At 72.2% G+C, this 24,241-nt stretch carries 22 protein-coding genes and 1 pseudogene; 15 read left to right on the top strand and 8 right to left on the bottom strand.

What is annotated here, in order from left to right; all coding sequences use genetic code 11:
- Nucleotides 1-86 precede the first annotated feature (86 nt).
- The 4 genes from pstS to pstB all read left to right on the top strand — a co-directional run bounded on the left by pstS (nt 87) and on the right by pstB (nt 4,218).
- Complete coding sequence (pstS, locus tag K7G61_RS18580; protein ID WP_225847998.1) at nt 87-1,235, top strand: phosphate ABC transporter substrate-binding protein PstS; 1,149 nt, start codon at nt 87-89, stop codon at nt 1,233-1,235.
- A gap of 108 nt (nt 1,236-1,343) precedes the next feature.
- Nucleotides 1,344-2,324, top strand: a complete 981-nt coding sequence (pstC, locus tag K7G61_RS18575) for a phosphate ABC transporter permease subunit PstC (protein ID WP_225847997.1) — start codon at nt 1,344-1,346, stop codon at nt 2,322-2,324.
- Nucleotides 2,321-3,403 (top strand): phosphate ABC transporter permease PstA, encoded by a 1,083-nt coding sequence (gene pstA / locus K7G61_RS18570; protein ID WP_225847996.1) that lies wholly within the window; start codon nt 2,321-2,323, stop codon nt 3,401-3,403. The genes pstC and pstA overlap by 4 nt, the downstream gene beginning before the upstream one ends.
- A 38-nt stretch (nt 3,404-3,441) precedes the next feature.
- Entirely contained in the window at nt 3,442-4,218 is a 777-nt protein-coding gene (pstB, locus tag K7G61_RS18565) for a phosphate ABC transporter ATP-binding protein PstB (RefSeq protein WP_225847995.1), read from the top strand.
- 117 nt (nt 4,219-4,335) lie between these two features.
- Here pstB and K7G61_RS18560 read toward each other — a convergent pair whose 3' ends face one another.
- Nucleotides 4,336-5,331 (bottom strand): inorganic phosphate transporter, encoded by a 996-nt coding sequence (locus K7G61_RS18560; RefSeq protein WP_225847994.1) that lies wholly within the window; start codon nt 5,329-5,331, stop codon nt 4,336-4,338.
- Between the two features lie 6 nt (nt 5,332-5,337).
- Nucleotides 5,338-5,958 (bottom strand): DUF47 domain-containing protein, encoded by a 621-nt coding sequence (locus tag K7G61_RS18555; protein ID WP_093787998.1) that lies wholly within the window; start codon nt 5,956-5,958, stop codon nt 5,338-5,340.
- Between the two features lie 190 nt (nt 5,959-6,148).
- Between K7G61_RS18555 and K7G61_RS18550 the strand changes: the two genes are divergently transcribed.
- On the top strand, nt 6,149-6,478 hold the full coding sequence (locus K7G61_RS18550) for a metal-sensitive transcriptional regulator (RefSeq protein WP_225847993.1): 330 nt from the start codon (nt 6,149-6,151) through the stop codon (nt 6,476-6,478).
- Nucleotides 6,479-7,174: 696 nt separating this feature from the next.
- On the opposite strand, the gene K7G61_RS18545 is transcribed toward K7G61_RS18550, so the two are convergent.
- Together K7G61_RS18545 and K7G61_RS18540 are read right to left on the bottom strand one after the other, a co-directional pair.
- Nucleotides 7,175-7,348, bottom strand: coding sequence for a hypothetical protein (locus tag K7G61_RS18545; RefSeq protein WP_225848169.1), 174 nt, complete (start codon nt 7,346-7,348; stop codon nt 7,175-7,177).
- A 106-nt stretch (nt 7,349-7,454) separates the two neighbouring features.
- Nucleotides 7,455-8,333 (bottom strand): hypothetical protein, encoded by an 879-nt coding sequence (locus tag K7G61_RS18540; protein ID WP_225847992.1) that lies wholly within the window; start codon nt 8,331-8,333, stop codon nt 7,455-7,457.
- A 125-nt stretch (nt 8,334-8,458) separates the two neighbouring features.
- Here K7G61_RS18540 and K7G61_RS18535 point away from each other — a divergent pair, with 125 nt between their 5' ends.
- Nucleotides 8,459-8,674: a hypothetical protein gene (locus K7G61_RS18535; protein ID WP_225847991.1), complete on the top strand. Its 216-nt coding sequence runs from the start codon at nt 8,459-8,461 to the stop codon at nt 8,672-8,674.
- 217 nt (nt 8,675-8,891) lie between these two features.
- A complete protein-coding gene (locus K7G61_RS18530; RefSeq protein ID WP_225847990.1) occupies nt 8,892-10,457 on the top strand; it encodes an FAD-binding oxidoreductase in 1,566 nt (521 codons plus the stop codon).
- Nucleotides 10,458-10,562: 105 nt separating this feature from the next.
- Here K7G61_RS18530 and K7G61_RS18525 read toward each other — a convergent pair whose 3' ends face one another.
- A complete protein-coding gene (locus K7G61_RS18525; RefSeq protein WP_225847989.1) occupies nt 10,563-11,300 on the bottom strand; it encodes a phosphatase PAP2 family protein in 738 nt (245 codons plus the stop codon).
- A gap of 237 nt (nt 11,301-11,537) precedes the next feature.
- On the bottom strand, nt 11,538-12,515 hold the full coding sequence (locus K7G61_RS18520) for a bifunctional lytic transglycosylase/C40 family peptidase (protein WP_225848155.1): 978 nt from the start codon (nt 12,513-12,515) through the stop codon (nt 11,538-11,540).
- A 267-nt stretch (nt 12,516-12,782) separates the two neighbouring features.
- Here K7G61_RS18520 and K7G61_RS18515 point away from each other — a divergent pair, with 267 nt between their 5' ends.
- The 7 genes and pseudogenes from K7G61_RS18515 to K7G61_RS18485 all read left to right on the top strand — a co-directional run.
- A complete protein-coding gene (locus K7G61_RS18515) occupies nt 12,783-13,091 on the top strand; it encodes a hypothetical protein (protein WP_225847988.1) in 309 nt (102 codons plus the stop codon).
- Between the two features lie 160 nt (nt 13,092-13,251).
- Nucleotides 13,252-14,148 (top strand): hypothetical protein, encoded by an 897-nt coding sequence (locus K7G61_RS18510; protein WP_225847987.1) that lies wholly within the window; start codon nt 13,252-13,254, stop codon nt 14,146-14,148.
- Nucleotides 14,138-15,502, top strand: a complete 1,365-nt coding sequence (locus tag K7G61_RS18505) for a hypothetical protein (protein ID WP_225847986.1) — start codon at nt 14,138-14,140, stop codon at nt 15,500-15,502. Before K7G61_RS18510 ends, K7G61_RS18505 begins: the two co-directional genes overlap by 11 nt.
- On the top strand, nt 15,499-17,043 hold the full coding sequence (locus K7G61_RS18500; RefSeq protein ID WP_225847985.1) for an SCO6880 family protein: 1,545 nt from the start codon (nt 15,499-15,501) through the stop codon (nt 17,041-17,043). The genes K7G61_RS18505 and K7G61_RS18500 overlap by 4 nt, the downstream gene beginning before the upstream one ends.
- Before the next feature lie 26 nt (nt 17,044-17,069).
- Nucleotides 17,070-18,491 (top strand): ATP-binding protein, encoded by a 1,422-nt coding sequence (locus tag K7G61_RS18495; protein WP_225847984.1) that lies wholly within the window; start codon nt 17,070-17,072, stop codon nt 18,489-18,491.
- 23 nt (nt 18,492-18,514) lie between these two features.
- A complete protein-coding gene (locus K7G61_RS18490; protein WP_225847983.1) occupies nt 18,515-20,362 on the top strand; it encodes a TraM recognition domain-containing protein in 1,848 nt (615 codons plus the stop codon).
- 60 nt (nt 20,363-20,422) lie between these two features.
- A pseudogene (locus tag K7G61_RS18485) lies at nt 20,423-20,848 on the top strand (MFS transporter); the annotation flags it as partial.
- On the opposite strand, the gene K7G61_RS18480 reads toward K7G61_RS18485, so the two are convergent.
- Nucleotides 20,843-21,922, bottom strand: a complete 1,080-nt coding sequence (locus K7G61_RS18480; RefSeq protein WP_225847982.1) for a sigma-70 family RNA polymerase sigma factor — start codon at nt 21,920-21,922, stop codon at nt 20,843-20,845. The pseudogene K7G61_RS18485 and the gene K7G61_RS18480 overlap by 6 nt on opposite strands.
- Before the next feature lie 203 nt (nt 21,923-22,125).
- Between K7G61_RS18480 and K7G61_RS18475 the strand changes: the two genes are divergently transcribed.
- Nucleotides 22,126-23,607, top strand: coding sequence for a DHA2 family efflux MFS transporter permease subunit (locus tag K7G61_RS18475; protein ID WP_225847981.1), 1,482 nt, complete (start codon nt 22,126-22,128; stop codon nt 23,605-23,607).
- Here K7G61_RS18475 and K7G61_RS18470 read toward each other — a convergent pair.
- Nucleotides 23,594-24,172, bottom strand: a complete 579-nt coding sequence (locus K7G61_RS18470; RefSeq protein ID WP_225847980.1) for a GNAT family N-acetyltransferase — start codon at nt 24,170-24,172, stop codon at nt 23,594-23,596. The genes K7G61_RS18475 and K7G61_RS18470 overlap by 14 nt on opposite strands.
- Nucleotides 24,173-24,241: the final 69 nt, after the last annotated feature.

Below are 24,241 nucleotides of genomic sequence, written 5' to 3'. Positions count from 1 at the left end.
GGGCGCATCGCCGCCGGGTGGATGCAGAACTCCTCAACCCTCTGCTTCGCCGTCCACCGGCGGGCTCTCGGAAGGAACACACGAAGGTGAAGCTTCAGCGTAAGAGCGGGCTGCGCGCCCTGACCGTCGGCGCGGTCGCGGTTACCGGAGCGCTGGTCCTGACCGCCTGCGGTTCGGACAACAACAGCAGCAGTGACAACTCCACCCCGAGCAGCGGCTCCTCCGGGGCCAGCAGCGCCACCAACGCCTCCAGCATCTCCTGCGCCAAGGGCCAGGTCCTCGCGTCCGGTTCGACCGCGCAGCAGAACGCCATGGCGCTGTGGGTGAAGAACTACCAGCAGGCGTGCTCCGGCGCGAGCATCAACTACAAGGGCAACGGCTCGGGCGCCGGCATCGAGGAGTTCCTGCAGGGCAGCACCTCCTTCGCGGGTTCGGACTCGCCGCTCAAGCCCGACCAGGTCACCAAGTCCAAGTCCGTCTGCACGGGCGGCCAGGCCATCGACATGCCCATGGTCGGCGGGCCGATCGCGATCATGTACAACCTCCCCGGCGTGAACAACCTGGTCCTGGACGCGCCCACCGTGGCCAAGATCTTCAACAACAAGATCACCAAGTGGAACGACGAGGCGATCAAGAAGCTCAACCCGAGCGCCTCCCTGCCGTCCACGTCGATCCAGGCGTTCCACCGCTCCGACGACTCCGGCACCACGGACAACTTCACCAAGTACCTGATCGCCGCGGCCGGCAGCGACTTCCCGTACACCGGCGGCAAGGCCTGGCAGGCCAAGGGCGGCCAGTCCGCGCAGGGCACCTCCGGTGTCACCGCGCAGGTCAAGCAGACCCAGGGCGCCATCGGCTACGGCGAGCTGTCCTACGCCACCGCCAGCAGCCTGAACACGGTCAAGATCGCCACGGGCGCCTCCGCCCCGGTCGAGGCCACCACGGACAACGCCTCCAAGGCCATCGCCGCCGCCTCCGTGGTCGGCACGGGCAGCGACCTGTCCCTGAAGTTCGACTACAAGACCAAGGCGGAGGGTGCCTACCCGATCACCCTGGTCACCTACGAGATCGCCTGCGACAAGGGCAACAAGGCCGGCACTCTGCCGCTGGTCAAGTCCTTCCTGACCTACATCGCCGGCGCCGACGGCCAGAAGCTGCTCGGCGACCAGGGCTACGCCCCGCTGCCCGACACGATCGCCACGAAGGTCCGCGCCACCATCTCCTCCCTGTCCTGACCCGACGGGGCCGGACCGGCGCTCACCGCCCGGTCCGGCCCCGTTCATCCGGTGCACCGCCGCCGGGGGAGCACGACCGCTCCCCCACCACAGACCGGAGACCCTCCCATGGCAACCACAGCACCTCCCACCAGCGCCCCACCAGCCCCGGCCAAACCGGTCAGCCGCCCCGGCGACCGGGTCTTCGCCGGCCTCGCCCGCGGCTCGGGCCTCCTGCTCCTGCTGATCATGGCCTCGATCGCGGTGTTCCTCACCGTGCGCGCGATCACCGCGGTCTCCAAGGACCACGGGAACTTCCTCACCACGTTCGAGTGGAACCCGCAGCTGAGCCCGCCGGTGTTCGGCATCGCGGTCCTCGCCTACGGCACCGTCGTCAGCTCGGTCATCGCCATGATCCTGGCCGTGCCGGTCGCGGTCGGCATCGCGCTGTTCATCTCGCACTACGCCCCGCGCCGGCTGGCCACGCCGCTGGCGTACGTGATCGACCTGCTGGCCGCCGTGCCCAGCATCGTCTACGGCCTGTGGGGCGCCCTGTACCTGGTGCCGCACATGAACGGGCTGAACACCTGGCTGGACCACTACTTCGCCTGGACCGTGGTCTTCGACCAGTCCAACGCGGGAACCGCGGCCCGGTCGCTGTTCACGGTGGGCATCCTGCTGGCGATCATGATCCTGCCGATCATCACCAACGTCAGCCGCGAGGTCTTCCGCCAGGTCCCGAGGATGCAGGAGGAGGCCGCGCTCGCGCTCGGCGCCACCCGCTGGGAGGTGATCCGGCTGTCGGTGCTGCCCTTCGCCCGCTCCGGCATCATCAGCGCCTCGATGCTCGGGCTCGGCCGCGCGCTGGGCGAGACGATGGCCGTCGCGACCGTGCTGTCCTCCAGCCCGGTGCTCACCGCGCACATCCTCGACCCCGCGGGCGGCACCTTCGCCCAGAACATCGCGATCAAGTTCAACGAGAGCAACGACTTCGGGCGTGACGCCCTCATCGCCTCCGGCCTGGTGCTCTTCGTGATCACCCTGCTGGTCAACGGCGCCGCTCGGGTGATCATCGCCCGCCGCAAGGAGTACTCGGGGGCCAACGCATGAGCGACACGACAACGGCCGCCGCCGGCGGCCCCGCGCCGGCCTCCGTCCCCCAGCCGTCCCTGACCCACCGCCGCCTGCCGCGCTGGGCCCCGGCCGCCACAGCCGCCGTGTCGATCGCCCTGGGCGTCGGGATCGGAGCGGGCGCGAGCCTGTCCAGCCACGTCCAGTGGGGACTGATCGCGCTCGCGCTGTTCGTCGGCGGCACCTACGCGGTCACCGCCCGCGTCGAGGGCACCCGCCAGGCGAAGGACCGGGTGGCCACCAGCCTCGTCTGGGCCTGCTTCGTGGTGGCCGTCGTCCCGCTGTACTCCCTGGTGGAGACCACCATCTCCAAGGGCGCCAAGATCATCGACGGGCACTTCCTGACCCACTCGATGAGCGGCGTGCTCAACACCGAGGCCGGCGGCGGCGTCTACCACGCCATCATCGGCTCCCTGGAGCAGGTGGGCCTGGCCTCGCTGATCGCCATCCCGGTCGGCATGCTCACCGCGATCTACCTCGTCGAGTACGGGCGCGGCGCGCTGGCCAGGACGGTCACCTTCTTCGTGGACGTCATGACGGGCATCCCGTCGATCGTGTCCGGCCTGTTCATCCTCGCGTTCTGGATCCTCATCCTCGGCTTCGGCTTCTCCGGCTTCGCCGGCTCCCTGGCCCTGGCCATCCTGATGATCCCGATCGTGGTCCGCTCCACCGAGGAGATGCTCAAGCTCGTCCCGAACGAGCTGCGCGAGGCCTCGCTGGCGCTGGGCGTCCCGAAATGGCGCACCATCCTCAAGGTGGTGCTGCCGACCTCCATCGGCGGCATCCTGACCGGCGTCATGCTGGCGGTCGCCCGCATCGCGGGTGAGTCGGCGCCCATCCTGCTGCTGGTCTTCGGCAACCCGGCGATCAACAACGACCCGTTCCACAACCCGCAGTCGTCCCTCCCGTACTTCGTGTACGAGCAGTACACCCTCGGGACGGACGCCTCCTACGACCGGGCGTGGGGCGCGGCACTGGTGCTGATCGCCTTCGTCATGATCCTCAACCTGCTGGCCCGCGGCATCGCGCGCTGGAAGGCACCGAAGACAGGTCGCTGACGCGGCCACATCGGCGACAGAGAATAGAGAGCGACACCATGGCCAAGCGCATCGACGTCAGCGGACTGTCCGCCTTCTACGGCGGCTTCCGCGCCATCGACGACATATCCATGACCATCGAGCCGCGCACGGTGACCGCGTTCATCGGCCCGTCCGGCTGCGGCAAGTCCACCTTCCTGCGCACCCTGAACCGGATGCACGAGGTCACCCCCGGTGGCCGCGTCGAGGGCAAGGTGATGCTGGACGACGAGAACCTGTACGGCCCCGCCGTCGACCCGGTGACCGTGCGCCGCACGGTCGGCATGGTCTTCCAGCGCCCCAACCCGTTCCCCACCATGTCGATCTACGACAACGTGGCGGCGGGCCTGCGGCTCAACGGCGTCCGCAAGAAGGGCGAGCTCGACACGATCGTCGAGAAGTCGCTGAAGGGCGCCAATCTCTGGAACGAGGTCAAGGACCGGCTGAACAAGCCCGGCGCGGGCCTGTCCGGCGGCCAGCAGCAGCGGCTGTGCATCGCCCGCGCCATCGCGGTCGAGCCGCAGGTGCTGCTGATGGACGAGCCGTGCTCGGCGCTCGACCCGATCTCCACCCTCGCCATCGAGGACCTGATCGGCGAGCTGAAGACCCGGTTCACCATCGTCATCGTCACCCACAACATGCAGCAGGCCGCGCGCGTGTCGGACCGTACCGCCTTCTTCAACCTGGCGGCGGTCGGGCAGCCCGGCAAGCTCATCGAGATCGACGAGACCGAGCGGATCTTCTCCAACCCGTCGGTCCAGGCCACCGAGGACTACATCTCCGGCCGCTTCGGCTGACCGAGACCGCCGTGCGGTGCTGCATGGCGGTGCCACCGCAGGGCGCACGGCCCCCTTCCCCGCGCGGGGAAGGGGGCCCGGCCGTTTCCGGTTCGGTTCGGTTCGGTTCGGCCCGGCTCAGCCGAAGACCAGCTTGACGACGTAGAAGCAGAACGCGGCCACGAGCCCGGCGGCCGGCATCGTGATGAACCAGCCGGCGACGATGTTCTTGGCCACCCCCCAGCGCACCGCCTTCACCCGCCGGGTCGCGCCCACGCCCATGATCGCGGAGGTGATCACGTGGGTGGTGGAGACCGGTGCCTGGAAGATGTACGCGGTGCCGTAGAGGATCGACGCCGAGGTCGTCTCGGCGGCGAAGCCCTGCGGCGGGTCCAGCTCGATGATCCGCCGGCCGAGGGTCCGCATGATCCGCCAGCCGCCGGCGTACGTGCCCAGCGACATCATCAGCGCGCACACCAGCTTGACCCAGACCGGGATGCCGAAGCCCTTGGACGGGTCGTTGATGACGAGGGCCAGCACCACCACGCCCATCGTCTTCTGCGCGTCCTGCAGGCCGTGCCCGAGCGCCATGCCGGCCGCGGAGACGGTCTGCGCTATCCGGAAGCCGCGCTTGGCCTTGTGCGGGTTGGAGCGGCGGAAGAACCACAGGATGGCCAGCATCAGCAGGTAGCCGATGGTCAGGCCGACCACGGGCGAGAGGATCATCGGTACGACGACCTTGTTCACCACCCCGTTCCAGTGCACGGTGGTGCCGCCGGCCAGGGCCGCGCCGACCAGCCCGCCGAACAGCGCGTGGCTGGAACTCGACGGCAGCCCGAAGTACCAGGTGATCAGGTTCCACACCACCGCGCCGGCCAGCGCGGCGAAGAGGATGGCCATGCCGGTGCGGCCCTGCGGGGTGGCGATCAGGCCCTTGCTGACCGTCTTGGCGACGCCGGACCCCAGGAAGGCGCCGACCAGGTTCATCACGGCCGCCATCGCCAGCGCCGCCTTGGGGGTGAGCGCCCGGGTGGACACCGAGGTGGCGATGGCGTTGGCCGAGTCGTGGAAGCCGTTGGTGTACGTGAAGAACAGCGCGACCACGATGGTCACGAGCAGCGCGAAGGTGTCCACGTCGGGTCAGGACTCCTTGACCGCGATGGTCTCCACGGTGTTGGCGACGTGCTCGAAGGCGTCCGCCGCCTCCTCAAGGACGTCGACGATCTGCTTGAGCTTGAGTACCTCGATGGCGTCGTACTTGCCGTTGAACAGGTGGGCGAGCAGCTTGCGGTGGATCTGGTCGGCCTGGTTCTCCAGCCGGTTGACCTCGATCCAGTACTCGGTGAGGTTGGACATCGTGCGCAGGTTGGGCATGGCCTCCGCGGTCAGCTCCGCGGCCCGCGCCAGCACCTCGATCTGCTGCTCGACCCCCTTGGGCAGCTCCTCGACGTTGTAGAGGACGACCAGGTCGACGGCCTCCTCCATGAAGTCCATGATGTCGTCGAGGGAGCCCGCCAGCGAGTAGATGTCCTCACGGTCGAAGGGTGTGATGAAGGAGGAGTTGAGCTGGTGGAAGATCGCGTGCGTCGCGTCGTCCCCGGCGTGCTCGGCCGCCCGCATCCGTTCCGCGATCTCGGTCCTCGTTGCCGAATCGGCCCCGAGCAGTTCCATCAGGAGCTTCGAGCCGGTGACGATGTTGTCCGCGGACGCGGCGAACATGTCGTAGAAGCTCGTCTCCCTGGGGGTCAGACGAAAGCGCACGTGGGGTCCTCGTTGTACTCGGATCGGGTCTCGTTGATGCTAGGCGCATCATCCGGCCACGGCTAACCGGCGTCCCCCAGTGTCGCCCATGCTCACACACCCCCTGAACGGGGGATGCCTCGCACTCGGTATCGATTCAGTAAGCTATACCCATCGGGGGTATAACGGGACAGAAGGGCTGGCAGGCGGGATGACCACGGAAAGCGTCGCGGGTGAGATTGTGAAGCCGTCCGGACCGCATGGCTACAGCCATGACAAAGAGTCCCATCTGAAGCGGCTGCGCAGGATCGAGGGCCAGATCCGCGGCCTGCAGCGCATGGTCGAGGAAGACGTCTACTGCATCGACATCCTCACCCAGGTCTCGGCGAGCACGAAGGGCCTCCAGTCCTTCGCCCTCCAGCTCCTGGAGGAGCACCTGCGCCACTGCGTGGCCGCCGCGGCGGTGGGCGGCGGCCAGGAGGAAACCGACGCGAAGGTCGCCGAAGCGACCGCCGCGATAGCCCGCCTCCTCCGCACCTAGCCCCTGCGGGGAGCTCCGCCCCCCCAACCCGCACCCCAGGCGCCGCGCCCCCGGCCGCGAGCCTGCGGGCTCACCCGCGCCTGCCGCCGCAAGGGCCGCGGGACTGTGGCTGATATCCGCTCCCGCCGCACGGGCCGCGCCCGCAAAGGGTTGCGGGGTTGTGGCTGATATTCGGCTGCCGCCACCCGGGCGCGGAACCCGGGCGCCGGGCTGCGCCCGCAGGGCGCGCCCCCACAGGGGCGCGGGGCTCAACCCGATATGCGGCTGCCGCCGCGCGGGCGCGACCAGCCACAACGAACCGCTACACGGCAACGGCCCAAACCCACCAACGGCTCGAAGCCGCCGCCAGGCCCAGAGAACGTACGCCCCCGCAGGGGCGCGGAACCCGGGCGCCGGGCTGCGCCCGCAGGGCGCGCCCCAAAGAAGGGAGGCTGCGGCTCACCCTCGGCTGCCGCCACCCAGGCTGCGCCCGCAGGGCGCGCCCCCACAGGGGCGCGGGGAACTGCGCGACCAGCCACGACGCACCGGCACACGGCAACGGCCCGAAACCATCAACGGCGCCCGCCCGCTCAACCCACAAGCCGAACGCCGACGCCGACGTACCCGGCCGCAGCGTGCCGCGCAGCGCAAAGCGCAAAGCGCAAGCCTCAAGCCGCGCAGCGGAGAGGCCAGGCCCGGCGCAGGCCGGGCGAACCGTCAACCCGCACCCGTCCCCCGCCCCACCTCAAGCACCTCATCGATCCGAGCGAAGCTCAACCTCTCCTCATCAGCGGTGGACGCAGCAATCATCAGCTCACCGCACAGGTCGATCTCGGCGAGGGCGACCGCATCGTCCTGCACCGAGGTTCCGGGCGACGGCGCCATACGCACACCACCTCCTCGCTCGTGAGCGCGGGCGCACGTGCCGTGCACCCGCGGCGGCCGCTCACCAGCGTAAGGACCCCGTGCGCCCCTCCGCATGGCACGGAAGGACCATTTAGCGCGACCCGACCGGGCCGGACCCCCGCCCCGCCGGCGCAGAAACGATCTTTCCGGACCAGATGTCCGCAGGTCGCGGCATCGCCATCGGCACCGGCACCCCGAACCCGTCGAAGCGAGTGGTAGAGACCACAGTGACCTCGCGGACCGCGCCCCCGCCGGTGCCGGCCGCGCCGAACGTGAAGGTCTGACTCAGCCGCCGCAGCCGCCCCTCCGCGTCGAGCCACGCGTCGAACGGCACCCGGGTCCTGGCGAAGCCCTTGGCCGCTGCCTCCAGCGGGCCGCGGTCGGCGGCCGGGGTCGCGCGGGCGGCGAGCGCGATGTCGGCGGTGCCCTCGTAGTGGCGCGCCCTCGTGCCGTCCGGGAGGGTCTCCTCGCCGACCAGGGTGACCTCCCGGGTCCCCCGCAGCAGGTCGGCCGCGTCCAGCGGCCCGGTGGCGCCGCCGGTCACCAGGTTGCCGTCGGGCAGCCGCGTGGTGTCCACCCGTACCCACTTGCCGGGCGGCACGCCCTCGCCGCGGTCCTTCATGTAGAGGGCGCCGGGGAGCAGCAGCTCGGTGATCGGCTTGTGCTCCTGGGCGCCCGCGGCGTTCCTGGGCAGGGTGAGGGTCAGCCGGCCGCGGCGCGCCGTGTAGTCGAAAGCGCCGGTGCCGGTGATGGTCAGCCAGGTGCCGCCGCTGGCCATCCGCATGGCGGTGGTCACCCGCGAGCTGCCCGCCCGTACCAGCGTGTCGGCGGCGGCGGTCACCGCGCGCGCCGCGGCGCCGTCCCGGGTGTCGGCCGCCGCCGAGCCCGCGGCCTGACCGCCGCAGCCGGACAGCAGGGCCGCGCCCAGAGCCGTGGCCGCCGCCACGCCGGGCAGTCGCCGTACCGCCATCACCGCACCCCCATGGACACCGTGGGACACCGCCGCCACAGCTCTTCCAGCCGGGGCCGCGTCCTGATAACGACGGTCCCGACGACCCCGTCACGGGACGCCCGCTCGCCCGTTACGGTGGGAGGGTGCCGTCGCCGGACCCCACGCCCGAGCCCGCCGAGCCCGCCCCGGAGCCGGACGCGGACCCCGACCCGGGCCCCGGCCACCGCACCCGCGTCGTGGAACGCGGCTCCTTCGCCTCCGCCCGCTGCGACTGCGGCTGGAAAGGCCCCGCCCGCCGTGCCCGCGACCGCGCCCGGCGCGACGCCCTGTCCCACGCCGACGGCACCGGCCAGGCGTGAGGGCGGCGCGCGCCCGGGCGCAACCGGACGCCTGCCGCCCCGCCGCCTGCCGCCCCGCACGCTGCCCAGCCCGCCGCCGTGCCGGCGGCAACCGGAATCCCACCCCCCGCGTCTTGGGTTTGCGGAGGCGCGCGCGGGACAGTGCGGCCCTCCTGACTCGGTGGCCGGGCGACCCGGTGACCTGCGGACTCGACACGGCGGTGGGCGGATGGGCGGAATGGGCGGTACGACGCGGCGCGGGGCGCTCAGGGCGGGCGGCGGGGCGGTCGCGGGCGCGTGGCTGACCGCCGGGTGCACGGACAAGGGGAGCGGCGACGCCAAGGCGCCGGCCGGGTCCGCCGCGTCAACGCCGTCCGCGACGGCGACGCCCGGGGCCGGCGGCCGTACCACCGCCGCTCACGCCAAGGCCGACTGGAATGCGCTGGCCGCCTCGCTCCACGGGCCGCTGATACGCCCGCGGGACAGCGCCTACGCCCGCGACCACCGCCTCTACAACACCCGCTTCGACGTCCTGCGCCCGGCCGCCATCGCCTATGTGACGAGCACCTCCGACATAAGGACGTGCCTGGACTTCGCCCGCCGGACGGGCACGCCGCCGGCCATCCGCAGCGGTGGCCACTCGTACGCCGGCTACTCCAGCGGCGACGGACGGCTGATCATCGACGTCTCCAGGCTCAACTCGATCCGGCTGGACGGCACGACGGCCACCATAGGGGCGGGCGCGAAGCTGATCGACGTCTACAACACGCTCGGGCAGCGCGGCCGTACGGTTCCGGGCGGCTCGTGCCCGTCGGTCGCCATATCGGGCCTCACCCTGGGCGGCGGGCACGGTGTGGTCAGCCGGTCCATGGGCCTGACCTGCGACAGCCTCACGGGCGCGACCCTCGTCACGGCGGACGGCCGGGTCCGCGAGGTGTCCGCCTCGTCCGATCCCGATACGTTCTGGGCGCTTCGCGGCGGCGGCAACGGCCAGTTCGGCGTCGTGACCTCCCTGACCTTCGCCACCCACCCGGTGCCGTCCGTGGTGACCGGCTACCTGACCTGGCCCTGGTCGCGGGCCGCCGAGGTGGTGCGGGCCTGGCAGCACTGGGGCCCCGACCAGCCGGACGCGATCTGGTCGGCGCTGCACCTGGACTGCGCGGCCGGCGGCCCGCCCTCGGTGGCCGTCCCCATGATGTCCACCGGCTCGCACGCCGGCCTCGCCGCCGCCGTCGCCACCCTGACCGCCGCGGTCGGCTCGCCCGCGAGGTCGGTGACCCTGCGGGACCACAGTTACGTGAACGCGATGTTCGCGTACGCGGGCTGCGCGAACCTGTCCGCCGCCCAGTGCCACCTGGCCCCGGCCGGCCACCTGGGCCGCGAGACGTACACCGCGCGCTCGGACTTCGTCTCCGCCGAACTGCCGTCCGCCGGCGTCGACGCCCTGCTCGCGCACACCGAGCGGCTGAGCCGGCTGTCGGGCTCCGGCGCGGGCAGCATCGCGCTGACCGCCCTGGGCGGCGCCGTCAACCGGCCCTCGCCGACCGCGACCGCCTTCCCGCACCGCAGGTCCCGCGTGCTCGTGCAGTACATCGCCTCGGACCACCTGTCCACGGGCTCGTGGCTGACGGACACTCACGCGGCCATGCGGCGCTGGGCCTCGGGCGGCGCCTACGCCAACTACGCCGATCCGACGCTCGGCTCCTGGCGCACCGCCTACTACGGCCCCAACGCCGACCGCCTGACGGCCGTCAAGCACCGCCTGGACCCCTCCCGGCTGTTCGACTTCCCGCAGGCCCTGTGAGGGCCTGCGAGGGCCTGCGAGGCCGCGTGGGGCCGCGCGGGGGCCTGTGAGGGGCCGCGCGGGGAGGTGCGGCGCGCCCGAGGTGCCGTCCGGCGCGTCCCCGCGCTACGCCGCGAGGTCCTTGTCGGCCGCGCTGTGGTGCCGCTGGGCCGGCTGGGTGCCGCGCGGCCGCTCCCGCCCCCGCTCCCTCTCCCGCTCGCCCGCGGCACCGCCTTGTGCGCCGGCCCGCGCCGGCACCCGTACCAGAACCGCCCACCGGGAGCGGGCCAGTGCCGTGGTCGCGGCGGTCAGCAGGGCCAGGGCGGGCGGGGCCAGCAGCAAGGTGGTGGCGGCGCCCAGCGCGTAGCCGCCGATGACGTCGGTCGGGTAGTGCAGCCCCAGGTAGACGACGCCGAACCCCTCGGCGGCGGCCAGCAGCCCGCCCACGGCGCCGAGTTTGCGGCTGACCATGAACAGCCCGACGGCCACGGCCCCGGCGACCGCCGAGCGGTCGCTGACGAAGGAGAAGCCGTGGGCGCGCGCCAGCACGTCCAGGCCGTCGTGCTCCTCGTACGGTCTGGGGCGCGCGACCAGGGCGCGCACCGGGATGCCGAGCAGGAGCGTGACGCCGGCCGCCAGGACCGACCAGGCGACGCCGGCGACCGCGGCGGGGGCGTCGTCCGAGCGGCGGGCGACCCGCCACCAGCACCAGGCGGTCACGGCCGCCAGCGCGACCATCACCCCGTACTCGGCGAGGAACTCCACCACCCGGTCGACGCCGCGCGGCGCCTGCCGGGCGAGGTCGTTGATGCCGCGCAGCAGGCGGATGTCGGGGTTCACGCTGTCGTTAGCGACCTCTGCCATGGCGGTGGTGCCCCTTGTCTGGCGGCTGACGTGACGTGGCTCGGCTCGTGTGCAACCCCCGTCGCTTGAGTCACAAGCCATTCTCCCCCGTACAACGGCCGACACGATATGTAGCGTTCCGGTTTTCGCCAGATGATCACCATGCCGTTATGCAAGGGTGACCAGCGCCGGGGGCCGGCGGGGCCGCGCGGCCCCGATCACGGGCCAACGCCTCACCGAGCGCACTCGCCCCAGGCGTTACGCGGCCTGCGCCGACGGCAGCGCCGCCGCGCCGTCCTGGGTCACCCGCGTCGCCCCGATGTAGTCCGCCGCGTCGATCGGGTCGAAGCGGATGTACGCGCCGCTGTGCGGGGCGTCGATCATGTAGCCGCCGCCCACGTAGATGCCCACGTGGTGAATGGTGCGCGGGTCGTTGAGGTCGTAGGCGAAGAACACCAGGTCACCGGGCAGCAGTTGGTCGCGGCTCGGGTGCGGCCCGGCGTTCCACTGGTCGTTGGCCACCCGCGGCAGCTTGACGCCCACCGAGGCGTACGACGCCTGCGTCAGGCCCGAGCAGTCGAACCGCCCGCCCTGGTCGGCCCGCCCCTCGCCGCCCCACAGGTACTTCTTGCCGAGCTGGTCCTGCGCGAACGAGATCGCCGCCGCCGCCTGCTGCGAGGGCGCCAGGCGGCCGACGGGCGCCGCGAAGCTCTTCGCCAGCGAGCGGATGATCCGCACGTAGTTCTGCGTCTCGGCGAACGGCGGGATGCCGCCCGCCTGGATCACCGCGTACGCGCCCGCGTTGTACGACGCGAGCATGTTGTCCGTGTTGTCCCCCGGCACGTTCTTCACGTACGCCGCCAGATCGCAGTCGTACCGCGCCGCCGACGGGATCGCGTCCTGCGGGTCCCACACGTCGGCCTTGCCGTCGCCGTCGCCGTCCACGCCGTGCGTCGCCCACGTACCCGGGATGAACTGGGCGATCCCCTCCGCGTCCGCCCCGCTGCGCGCCCTGGGGTTCCACCCGCTCTCCTGGTAGAGCTGCGCGGCCAGCAGCGCCGGGTTCAGCGCCGGGCACAGGTTGCCCCACTGCTGCACGATCGGCTCGTACGCGGCCGGCACCGCGCCCTTGGCCAGCGCCACCGCCTCCCGGGCGTTCCTCGCCAGCCCCGCCGCCGCCGAGAAGGTCCCCACCACGAGAAGCGCGATCAGCGAAAGGAACAGGCCCACCCCCATGATGACGGTGAGCCAGATTTTCCGCGCCACGGCGGGCCCGTCCCTTCCGTTGCCCTACGGTGATGCTCGTGATACACAGAGTAGTCGTCCACGGCTTTCGAACACCGGTCCGCGCACCAGTCTGCCGGTTGGGGGCCGGATCACACGGAGGATCCACCGAGAAAGTCGCTGAGTCGACATGAAACAGCGGAATCCTCAGTCAAGATAGATCCTGGCCCCTTGCGCCCCGGCGAGGGAGTCAACTGATCGAGCGGGGTGGTGAGTTATATGTATCTTGCAGCCGCGAAGGGCGACATCAACACCATCATCGGCGGCATCGCGCCCGACTGGGGACCCTTCGGTAGCCTGGGAAACGAAGCGCGCGTGATGGTCGAGGTGGTCATGGCGGTGGCGATCCTGCTGTGCCTGGCCATCGCGATCTGGGGCGCTGCCAAACAGCGCATCGGCGCGACGGCACTGCGCGACACCTTCAGCGCCGAGCAGGGCAAGGGGTTGATCATCGCCGGACTGACCGGAGTGTTCATCATCGGTTCCCTCGGCACCCTGTTCACCATCGTGTACGGCATGGCCGTCTAGCCACGGCCCCGCCGGCCCGCGCCGGCTCCGCCCCCGGGAGCCCGTCCCCGGCTCCGCCTTCCCTTCACACCCGAGGCTGCGTGCTGATGCCCACTCAATCGAGCAGCGGTGCCCTCCGCGTCCCGCGGCGCTGCGGCGTGCCCGGGAAGGCGGCGGCCCGATGAGCCTCGGTCAGGACGGCCCCCCGACCAGGACCCGGATGCCCGAGGGCCACGGCGGCGGCGCCCGCCGCCCGGCCCAGCCCCGCCGCGCCCTGATCACCGTCGTCAGCATCGTCGTCCTCCTCATCGCCGCGATCGCCTTCGCCAACCGCGGCGGCCACTCCCACGACTCCTCCTCCCCCACGGCGTCCTCCGACAGCGCCTCGGGCTCCTCCGGCTCCTCCGGTTCCTCCGGCTCCTCCGGTTCCACCGGCTCCTCCGGTTCCTCCGGCTCCGGCTCGGGCTCCCGCGGCTCGAAGGGCTCCGCCCCCACCGCCCCCACCGGCGTCGCCCCCGTCACGGGCAGGACCGCCGGCATCCCCTCCGGCTTCGCCCACACCGCGCAGGGCGCCCAGTCGGCGGCGGCGAACTACGCGGTGGCCCTGGGCGGGACGGGGATGTTCGACACGCAGACGCGGCACCGCATCGTCAGCACGGTCTACGCCCCGCGGGCCGCCGCGGCCTCGCGGAACCAGCTGGACAAGGCGTACACCGACCCCGCGTTCCTGCAGCGCATCGGCCTGAACAGCGACGGCACCGCGCCCAAGGGCATGACGTTCATAAGCCGGGTCAACCCCGTCGGCGCCGAACTCACCGGCTACGACGGCGCCACGGCGACCGTGAGCATCTGGTACTCCTCGCTGTTCGGCCTGGCGGGCGAGGGCTCCACCAGCCCGGTGACCGAGGGCTGGTACACGAACACGTTCCGGATGACCTGGACCTCCGGCGACTGGAAGATCACCGACTTCCAGCAGAAGGACGGTCCCGCTCCCGTAGGACGGGACCAGACGGCGTCGTCGGCCAAGGACATGGCCGACGCGGTGAACGGGTTCGGAGGCTTCACCTATGCCCGGTAGTGCTCTGCGCAAGGCCGCGCTCGCCCTGGCGGCCGTCCAGGCGACCGCCGTCCTGACGGCCACGCGCGCCTTCGCCACCCCCGGCCCGACCCCGTCCGCGACCTCGTCCGCGACCTCGTCCGCGACCTCGTCCGCGACCTCGTCCGCGAACGGCGCCGGCCACCCCACGCCCACGCACGACCCTTGCGCCTACATCCGCGGCCCCGCCAAGTCGTACTGCACCCGGGGCACTCCCACCGCCCCCTCGAAGTCCGGCGCCGCCGACTCCCTCGACCCGCTCACCTCGCTGGCCAAGGGCTGCGCCACCGCCGCGTCGTGGACGATCGACAAACTGGCCGCCGCCGTCACCCGCACCACGCAGGTGGACTTCACCAACACCGCGTTCCTGCGGCAGTACGCCGTGGTCTTCGCCGCGTCCACCATCCTGACCCTGGTCCTGTGGCTGCTGGCCGTCGCCAAGCGCGCCGTGCGCGGCGTGCCGCTGACCGAGGCCCTCACCGAGGCCGTGGGCTTCCTGTGGCTGACCGTCCTGGCCAGCGCGTTCACCCCCCTCGTGCTGTACACGGTGGTGAGCGCCACGGACGCCGTCACCGCCGTGGTCGGCTCGGGCACCAAGTCGGACACCCAGATCTTCTTCGGCTCCTTCTCCGGCGCCCTCACCAAGGGCACCGACATAGGAGGCGGCCCGATCATGCTGATCGTGGTGTCGATGGTGTCCGTCCTGGCCGCCGGCGTGCTCTGGCTCGAACTGGTGATCAGAGCGGCGCTGCTGTACGTCGGGGCCCTGCTGGGCACTGCCGTCTACGCCGGCCTGGTCGACAAGAACATGTGGCACCACGTCAGGCGCTGGGCCGGCATCATGATCGCGGTCATCCTGGTCAAGCCCGTCATCGTGGTCGTGCTCGGGCTGGCCGGCGCCCTGTCCGCCGGCGACAACGGCCCGGACTCCTTCTCCGCCGTCGTCTCGGGCCTGGCCATCATCCTGCTCGCGATCTTCGCCAGCTTCGCGATCTACCGGTTCGTGCCCGGCTTCGGCGACGACGTGGTCAACCTGCGCAACAGCCGCAAGGAGGCCGGCGGCAGCCAGGCCGCCGCCGTCATCTCCTCCCCGGCCGCGCTGGTCAAACAGGGCATCAAGACCCACAGCGCCCGCGGCGGCCCCCAGGAGCAGGCCCAGGGCGGCGGCCCGCAGCCGGCCAACCCGGTCGCCGGCGGCATGGCCGCCCACAGCTCCCGTACCCCGGGCTCGTCCGGTACGGGCACCGGAGCGGGCGGGCCGGCCCGGGGCGGTTCGCCCTCCAGGTCCGGCCCCGGCCCCACCAACGGCTCTTCGCAGGGAGGTGATCGCAGGTGACGGTCCAGCCGTTCACCCAGCCGCGGCGCACGTATCTGATCGGGAAGGCGCGGCCCAACGCGATCGTGGGCAAGAACCGGGAGACCGGCGAGATCGCGCTGATCATCGCCGGCGCGGGCCTGGGCATGCTCAGCGGCCTGCTGATCCCGGTACTCCTGCTGCGGATCGTCGGCCTCGTCGGCTGGCCCACCCTGGCCCTGGCCGCGGTGTACATGCCGTACCGGAAGCGGACCTTCTACCGCTGGTTCGAGATCAACCGCACCTACCGCCGCACCCTGCGCGTCTCCCCCACCTACCGCTCCGGCGTCCAGGAGGCCGGCACCCGCCTCGACGGGCGCGAGGTCGAGGTCGGGCCGCCGCCGGGCATCGGGCGGATCACCTGGCTGTCGGCGCCCTTCGGCCCCGACGAGATCGCGGTGCTGCTGCACGTGGACCGCCGCACCGTCACCGCCGCCATCGAGATCGAGGGCCCGGGCGTCGGCCTGCGCGACAGCGAGGACCAGGAGGCCCTCGTCGAGCGGTTCGGCACCCTGCTCAAGCATGTCGCCAACGGCGACGGGTATGTGACGCGCCTGCAGATGCTGGCCCGCACCCTTCCCGCCGACCCCGACGCGCACGCCAAGGACGTCGCCCTGCGCGGCGACCCCGACGCCGACAGGTGGCTCAAGGACTCCTACGACCAGCTGCAGTCCATGGTGTCCACCTCCTCGGAACAGCACCGCGCCTACCTCGTCGCCTGCATGCACTTCACCCGCGAACTGGCCGCCGAGGGCCACGCCATGGCCCGCGCCACCGTCACCCGCGGCGCCAAGGTCGACAAGGACGCCGGCCTGGCCGCCGTGATGGCCCGCGAGCTCAACGACATCTGCGCCCGCCTGGCCGAGGCCGACATCCGGGTCCGCCAGCCGCTCGGGCAGGCCCGCCTCGCCTCCCTCGTCCACTCGATGTACGACCCCGACCACCCCATCGACCACATCCAGGCCATGACCCGCCGCAACACCTGGCCGGCCGAACTCGACGCCACCGAGCCCACCTACCTGCAGGCCAAGACCCGCGAGTCGGCGACCCGCGAGCCCTGGCACCACGCCACCGCCTGGATCAAGGAATGGCCGCTCACCCCGGTCGGCGTGAACTTCCTCGCGCCCCTGCTGGTGCACACGCCCGACGTGATCCGCACCGTCGCGGTCACCATGGACCTGGAACCCACCGACGTGGCCATCGAGCGCATGCTCACCGAGAAGACCAACGACGACGCCGAGGCCAGCCGCCAGGCCAAGATGAACCGCGTGATCGACCCCCGCGACATCGCCCACCACGGCCGGATCGACCAGCGCGGCGAGGACCTGGCCAGCGGTGCCGCCGGAGTGAACCTCGTCGGCTATATCACAGTCTCCTCACGCACCCCGGAAGCACTCGCCCGCGACAAACGCACCATCCGCGCTTCGGCCGGTAAGTCGTATTTGAAGCTTGAGTGGTGCGATCGTGAACACCACCGGGCATTCGTCAATACGTTGCCGTTCGCTACCGGCATCCGCCGCTAGCCCGCCCGTACGAGGAGGCCACTGCCATGCCCATGCTGGACCCTCTCGCGGCGATCACGGACGCGTTCACCAGCTTCCTCTTCGGCCGCGTGGAGACCACCCGGCTGCCGGTCCGCACCTCGACCGGCCAGGCCCAGGCGGTCTACCTGCCCACCGCCGCCCCCGGCCTCGGCGACTCCGGTGTGATCATCGGCCGCGAGGTGTACTCCGGCAAGGGCTACATCTACGACCCCTTCCAGCTCTACGGCCAGCAGCTGCCCGCCCCGCACTGGCTCGTCCTCGGCGAGTCCGGCAACGGCAAGTCGGCGCTGGAGAAGACGTACGTCCTGCGCCAGCTGCGGTTCCGCGACCGGCAGGTCGTCGTCCTCGACGCCCAGGGCGAGGACGGCGTCGGCGAGTGGAACCTCATCGCCGGCGCCATGGGCCTCACCCCCATCCGGCTCGACCCGATGGCCGCCCTCGACGGCGGCATCAAACTCAACCCGCTCGACCCCGCGATCACCGTCACCGGCCAGCTCGCCCTGCTGCGCACCATCATCGAGGTCGCCATGGGCCGCGGCCTGGACGAGCGCTCCGGCTTCGCACTGAAGGTCGCCCACGCCCACGTCGCCGAGACCGTGACGGACCGCCAGCCCATCCTCACCGACATCGTGGAGCGGCTGCGCCACCCCGTCGCAGAGTCCGCCGAGGCGATGAACGTCCAGCTGGAGGACGTCCGCGCCTGGGGCCTGGACGTCGCCCTCGTCCTCGACCGCCTCGTCGACGGCGACCTGCGCGGCATGTTCGACGGCCCGACCAGCTCCGGCATCGACCTGGACTCCCCGCTGATCGTCTTCGACCTGTCCCACATCGACCGCAACTCGATCGCCATGCCCATCCTCATGGCGATCGTCGGCGTGTGGCTGGAGCACACCTGGATCCGCCCGGACCGCAAGAAGCGCATCTTCCTGGTCGAAGAGGCCTGGCACATCATCAACTCGCCGTTCGTCGCCCAGCTCTTCCAGCGGCTGCTGAAGTTCGGCCGCCGCCTCGGCCTGTCCTTCGTCGCCGTCGTCCACCACCTGTCCGACGTCGTGGACGGCGCCGCCGCCAAGGAGGCCGCCGCGATCCTGAAGATGGCCTCCACCCGCACCATCTACGCCCAGAAGGCCGACGAGGCCCGCGCCACCGGACGGGTCCTGGGCCTGCCGCGCTGGGCGGTGGAGATCATTCCCACCCTGACGCCCGGCATCGCCGTCTGGGACGTCAACGGCAACGTACAGGTCGTCAAGCACCTGGTCACCGAGGCCGAACGGCCGCTGGTGTTCACCGACCGCGCCATGACCGAGAGCTCGCAGCAGCGGGCGGAGCAGGAAGCCGAGGCCGAAGCCGAAGCGGCGGCCCGGGCCGAGGCGCATGCCGCCGCCGAAGTCGCGCTCGCCAAGCAGATGGCCGACGAGGTGGCGTGAGCGCAAGGAGGTGAGGTGACGCCATGGCGGACCGGAAGAGGGACGAGGGCGGCCTGCCGGACGGCCTGGTCGTCGGCATCATCGCCGTCCTGCTCGCGGTGACCTTCCTGGTGTGGAGCGGCACCGGAATCGCCGGGCTGCTCGCCCACGGCCACTGGCCGGGCGACGCCCACTTCACCCGCACCCCGCGGGCCATGCGCGCACTGATCTCCGACCCGCACGACATCCCCGGCGCCTGGAACGGCGCCGACCCCGCGGGACTGCCCGACTCCGGGCTGTTCTGGGGCGTGTTCATCAGCCAGTTCATGGTGCTGATCGTGCTCGCCGTCTGGGTGGTCAACACCCTCGCCCGGCTGCGCGGCCGCCGCCGGCCCGCGCCCCGGCGCCCCCGCGACACCCCCGCCCGCCCAGCCCGCACGCCCCGGGCCGCCCGCCGGCCCACGGCCGGCCCGGAGCCCGACTACGCCGAGGCCGACGACGCCCAGGCCGACTACGCCGAGCCCGGCACGGGGGCGGACTCCGGGGCAGGCCCCGGCACCGGCCCCGGCACCGGCCTCCAGGCCGCGCCCACCGGCCCCACCGCCGCCGTGCCCGCCCCCCGGCGGCCGGCCGCACCCCACCGCGACGACACCCTCGACGCCTGGTTCCGCACCGTCCCGCAGGCCGTCCCTCCGCCCGGCGCCCCAGGAGCACCGGACGCCCCCGGAGCCCCCGGAGCCCCCGGCCGCGACGACGCCCCCACCTCCGTCCTGCCCGCCGTCACCCCCGAGCCCAGCGCACGCACCGCCGCCCACCCCTTCGCCGACGGCGAGATCACCCGCACCTACGCCCTGTTCGCCCGCGAGCGCGGCGACAAGGCCAAGCGCGTCATCCAGCCCGCCGTCCTGGCCGCCGCGGGACCGGTCGTGATCACCACCGCGGACCCCGACACGTACCACCAGACCGTCGGCAACCGCGCCAAGCTCGGTCCCGTCCACGTCTACGACCCCGCCCACCTCCTCGACGTCCCCGGGCGGCTGCGCTGGGCACCGCACACCGGCTGCGAAAACCCCCAGGACGCCTCGATACGGGCCGCCGCGCTCCTCGCCCCCCTGCGCCCCGCCCGCCCCGACGAGGCCATCGTCCACGACACCGCCGTCACGCTGCTGCGCTGCTGGCTGCACGCGGCGGCCGTCGACGGCCGCCCGTTCCGGCAGATCCAGCGCTGGGCGGCGAGCGACACCAGACGCGGCTCCGCCCGGCCCGAATCCGGGGCAGGCGCCGGCGAGGCGGTCCGCATCCTGCGCACCCACACCGCCGCCACCAGCGGCTGGAGCGGCGAACTCGAATCGGTCCTGCACGCCCACCCCGACCGCCGCGACGCCGCCCAGGCGCTCATCCGCCACATCCTCCAGCCCCTGGGGTCCGTCCACATCCGCGACGCGTGCAACCCTCCGAGACAGGCCGCTGCCGGCGGCCTCGACCTGGAGTCGTTCGTCTCCGAACGGGGAACGCTGTACGTAGTGGGTGAGCGGATCGAGGACCCCAAGTCACGCCCGGGTGCGATGCCCCTGCTCACCGCACTCGTCTCCAGCGTGGTCGAGCACGGCCGGCGCATGGCCGCAGGGTCATCCGCCGGCCGGCTCGACCCACCACTCACCTTCGTCCTCGACGATGTCGCCGCCCTGGCCCCTCTCCCCCAGCTCCCCACCCTCCTGTCCACCGGCCACGCCTCGGGCCTGCCCACCCTCGCCGTCCTGCGCTCCCCCGAACAGGCCCTCGCCCGCTGGCACTCACCCCTGTGGCAGTCCGCCGACGTCCGCCTGGCCTTCGGCGACGACACCGCGGACACCCTGCCCCCCGCCGTCCCCGACGCGGTCCGCATCCATTGACGCGGGTGCGTCCGCATCCATTGACGCGGGTGCGTCCGCATCCATTGACGCGGTCCGATCCGACCTGCCCGCCGTGTCGTGGCCCGCTTCGGCCGGCAGTGGGTCTTCCGGACCGTCGGCACCCTGCGCGCCGTCTGGCTGATCGGCCTGGCCTTCGTCCGTCCCGGCGTCGTCGGCCTCGTCACCGTGATGACCGTCGAGCTGGCGATCATCGTCAACATGAGCCTGTACGGCCCGGTGCTCGCCACCTACCGGCTCGAACAGACTCCCAAGCATCTGGTCGCCCGCACCCTGTCGGCCTGGTCGATCGGGCAGCAGGCGTCCATCGCCGTCCTCACCGCGCTCGCCGGGCTGCTCGCCGACGCCACCGGCCCGCGCACCGCTCTCACCGTCACGGGACTGCTCATCCTGACCACACCGCTCCTCCTCCTCCGGCAGGAGCAGACGCCGCGGCACGAGCCGGAACCGGCCCGCGGCCACTCATGAGACACCGCGGGACGCGGGCCACCCCCCTCCCTCGCGCAGCGACCCCGGCAGCCCGAACGCCGCCAACAGCGCGGTGTCCATGAACCGCGTCATCATCGCGACCCGGTCCCCGGCGAGGGTCAGCACCAGCACCCCGTGCCGCCGCAGAACAGGACTGCGCGGATCGCGCCGGTACGTCCCGAAAGCCGGCTGCCCGTTCGCCCGCGTCGGCACCATCACGTACGTACGGCCGTCCCGCAGCGCGACCGTCCGCAGGAAGTCCCCCACCGCCGCCGCCCCCTGGTACTCCAGCGGCAGCGGCGGCATCGTCAGCCACGCGTCGTCCGTCAGCAGCGCCACGATCGCGTCGACGTCGCCCGTCTCGAAGGCCCGCGCCATGCCGTCCAGGATCCGCCGCTCCCGCGCCGAACCCGGAAGCGGCGCCTCTTCCCGCCCCGCCCCTGCCACCTGCGCGTCCAGACCGGCCCGCGCCCGCTTGAGCGCGCTCGTGACCGCGCTCTCACTCGCGCCCAGCATCGCGGCCGTCTCGGCCGCCCGGAACCCCAGCACATCGCGCAGCACCAGCACCGCCCGCTGCCTGGCCGGCAACTGCTGCAGCGCCGTCAGGAACGCCAGCGACACCGCCTCCCGCGCCTCGTACCGCGCCTCGGGCCCAGGCGCCCGGTCCGGCAGCCCGTCGAGCAGCACGTCCGGATACGGCTCCAGCCGGCTCGGCTCGGCCAGCCGCCGCTGCGGCTCCGGCCACGGCACCTCCGCACGCCACCACCCCGACGCCTCCTGCGACGGCCGCCTGGCGCCGTCCCGCAGCGCGTTCAGACAGCGATTGGTCGCGATCCTGTACAGCCACGTCCGCACCGACGCCCGGCCCTCGTATCCCCCCAGCCCCCGCCACGCCGCCAGCAGCGTCTCCTGCAGCAGATCCTCCGCGTCGTGCACCGAGCCCAGGATGCGGTAGCAGTGCAGCTGGAGTTCGCGCCGGTACGGTTCCACAAGCCGCCGGAACGCCTCCCCGTCCCCCGCCCGCGCCCTCCCCAGCGCCGCGCTCTCCTCGGCTCCCGCCACCGTCCGCGCCACGACCCCGCTCCTCTCGGTCGTCCTCGTCCCCGTCCTGGTCCCCGTTCCTCCTGATACAGACACCCCCGGCCGCGGAAACTGAGCGGCCCCGCGCCCACTTTCCGCCCGAACCGGTGTCCGTACCACCGACGCACACCGGAACCCGGACCGGACACGACCGGACCGACACCGGACCGACACCGGACACACCTCGGAGGACGAACGTGAGCAGCACGCAGTCGAGTACGAATACGGGCGCGCGGGCGGGGGCGGGGGCGGACGCGCGCTCCGGGGGAACGGGGCCGGGCGCGGCGCCGCCCGTCCCCGCGGTGACCGCCGCCCAGTGGTGGGTCCTGGTCCTGGCCTCGGTCGCCTCCTTCATGGTGATCCTCGACATGCTCGTCGTGGCCACCGCCCTGACCTCGATCCAGGACGACCTGCACGCCTCGATGGCCGACCTGGAATGGACGGTCAACGCCTACACGCTCAGCTTCGCCGTACTCCTCATGACCAGCGCGTCACTGGGCGACCGGTTCGGCCGCCGGCGCCTGTTCACGGCCGGGCTCGCCCTCTTCTCGCTCGCCTCGGCGGCCTGCGCGCTCGCGCCGTCCGTCGGCGCGCTCATCGCCGCCCGCGCGGTGCAGGGCGTCGGCGCGGCCGTCGTCATGCCCCTGGCCCTCGGCCTGCTCAACACGGCGTTCCCACCCCAGCGCCGTGGCTGGGCGATCGGCGTCTACGGCAGCATCACCAGCCTCGCCGTCCTCCTCGGCCCCGCCCTCGGCGGCATCATCACGCAAGGCCTCGCCTGGCAGTGGATCTTCTGGCTGAACGTCCCCATCGGACTCGCCGCGATCCCCTTCGTCCTCACCCGCGTCTCCGAGGGCTTCGGCCAGGCCGCCTCGCTCGACCTGCCCGGCCTCGCCCTGTTCACCGCCTCGGCCGTCGGCCTGGTCTGGGGACTGGTACGTTCCGACGCGGCCGGCTGGGGCAGCCCCGAGGTCACCGGGGCCCTCGCCGCCGGCGCGCTCTTCGCCGCCCTGTTCGTACGCCGCCAGGCCCGCGCCACGACCCCGATGGTGCCCCTGCGCCTGTTCCGCTCCCGCTCCTTCTCCGCGGGCAACACCGTGATCTTCCTGCTCAACGGCTCCATGGCGGGCGCGCTCTTCTTCATGACCCAGTACCTGCAGATCAGCCTCGGCCAGGGGCCGCTCGGGGCGGGGCTGCGGATGCTTCCCTGGGGCATGGCCCCGTTCCTCCTCGCACCCCGCACCGGCGCCCTGGCCGACCGAATCGGCGAACGCCCCCTGATCGTCGGCGGCATGCTCTTCGCGGCCCTCGGACCGGCGTGGATCGCCCTGGCCGCGACCACCCACGCCTCCTACCTCGCCTTCGTCGTCCCCCTCACGGTCAGCGGCGTCGGCCCGGCTCTGTGCATTCCCGCGGTCACCAAAGCGGTCGTCAGCACCAGCGCCCCCGCCGACATCGGCAAGGCGTCGGGCGCCTACAGCACCATGCGCCAACTCGGCGGGGCCTTCGGCGTCGCCGTCCTGGCCGCCGTCTTCAGCGCCTGCGGCACCTACGCCTCCGCGTCCGCCTTCGCCTCGGGTTTCCGTCCGGCCATGGGCGTGGCGGCGGGACTGGCCCTCGCGGGAGCCGCGGCAGGGCTCCTCGTGCCGGGCAGGAAAGCCCCGCTCAGCCGCGGGTGAGCACCATCTCGTACTCGCTGCGCATGGGAGTGCGCGCATGCGCCATCGACCGCCCGGTCCGTACGAAGCCCACGCGCCGGTAGAGGGCCTCGGCCCGCGGATTGTCCTGGTGCACCCACAGGTGGAGGCGGTCGGCGCGCTCCCAGGTCCACTCCGCCACCGTCGCGAACAACCGCTCGGCCAGTCCCGTGCCCCGCACCTCGGGCCGCAGGTATACGGCGTTGACGCTCAGGTAGTCCGGCCGTTCGGCGATCACCACCGCCATCCCGACCCAGTCCTCCCCGGCCCGCTCCTCCTCGCCGTCGCCGTCCCCTCCCCTGTTTCCCCCGCCGTCGCCAGTACGGGGGCGGATGACGGCGAACTGTTGTGCCCCGGCACCGGACGCACGGCGCTGCCACTCCTCGTCGGGGAGCGCCGCCTCCTCGGCGTAGCTCCTGGCGAAGGCCACTACGGCGACGGGATCCTGAAGGGCCGTCAACCGGACCTCGCGGATCTTCCGCCACTCCGCCGGCCGCACGGTCCGTATCTCGTACTCCCCAGGCTCCATGGGCTCCATGGGTTCCATGGGCCAGACGCTACAACGAAAAAAGGCTCGGGTCCCCCGAATAAAATCGGAGGACCCGAGCCATAAAAT

Source organism: Streptomyces sp. HPF1205, assembly GCF_020400825.1.
Taxonomy (GTDB): Bacteria; Actinomycetota; Actinomycetes; order Streptomycetales; family Streptomycetaceae; genus Actinacidiphila.
Note: the sequence above shows the minus strand (reverse complement) of the source record. Positions and strands in the feature narration are given on the sequence as shown.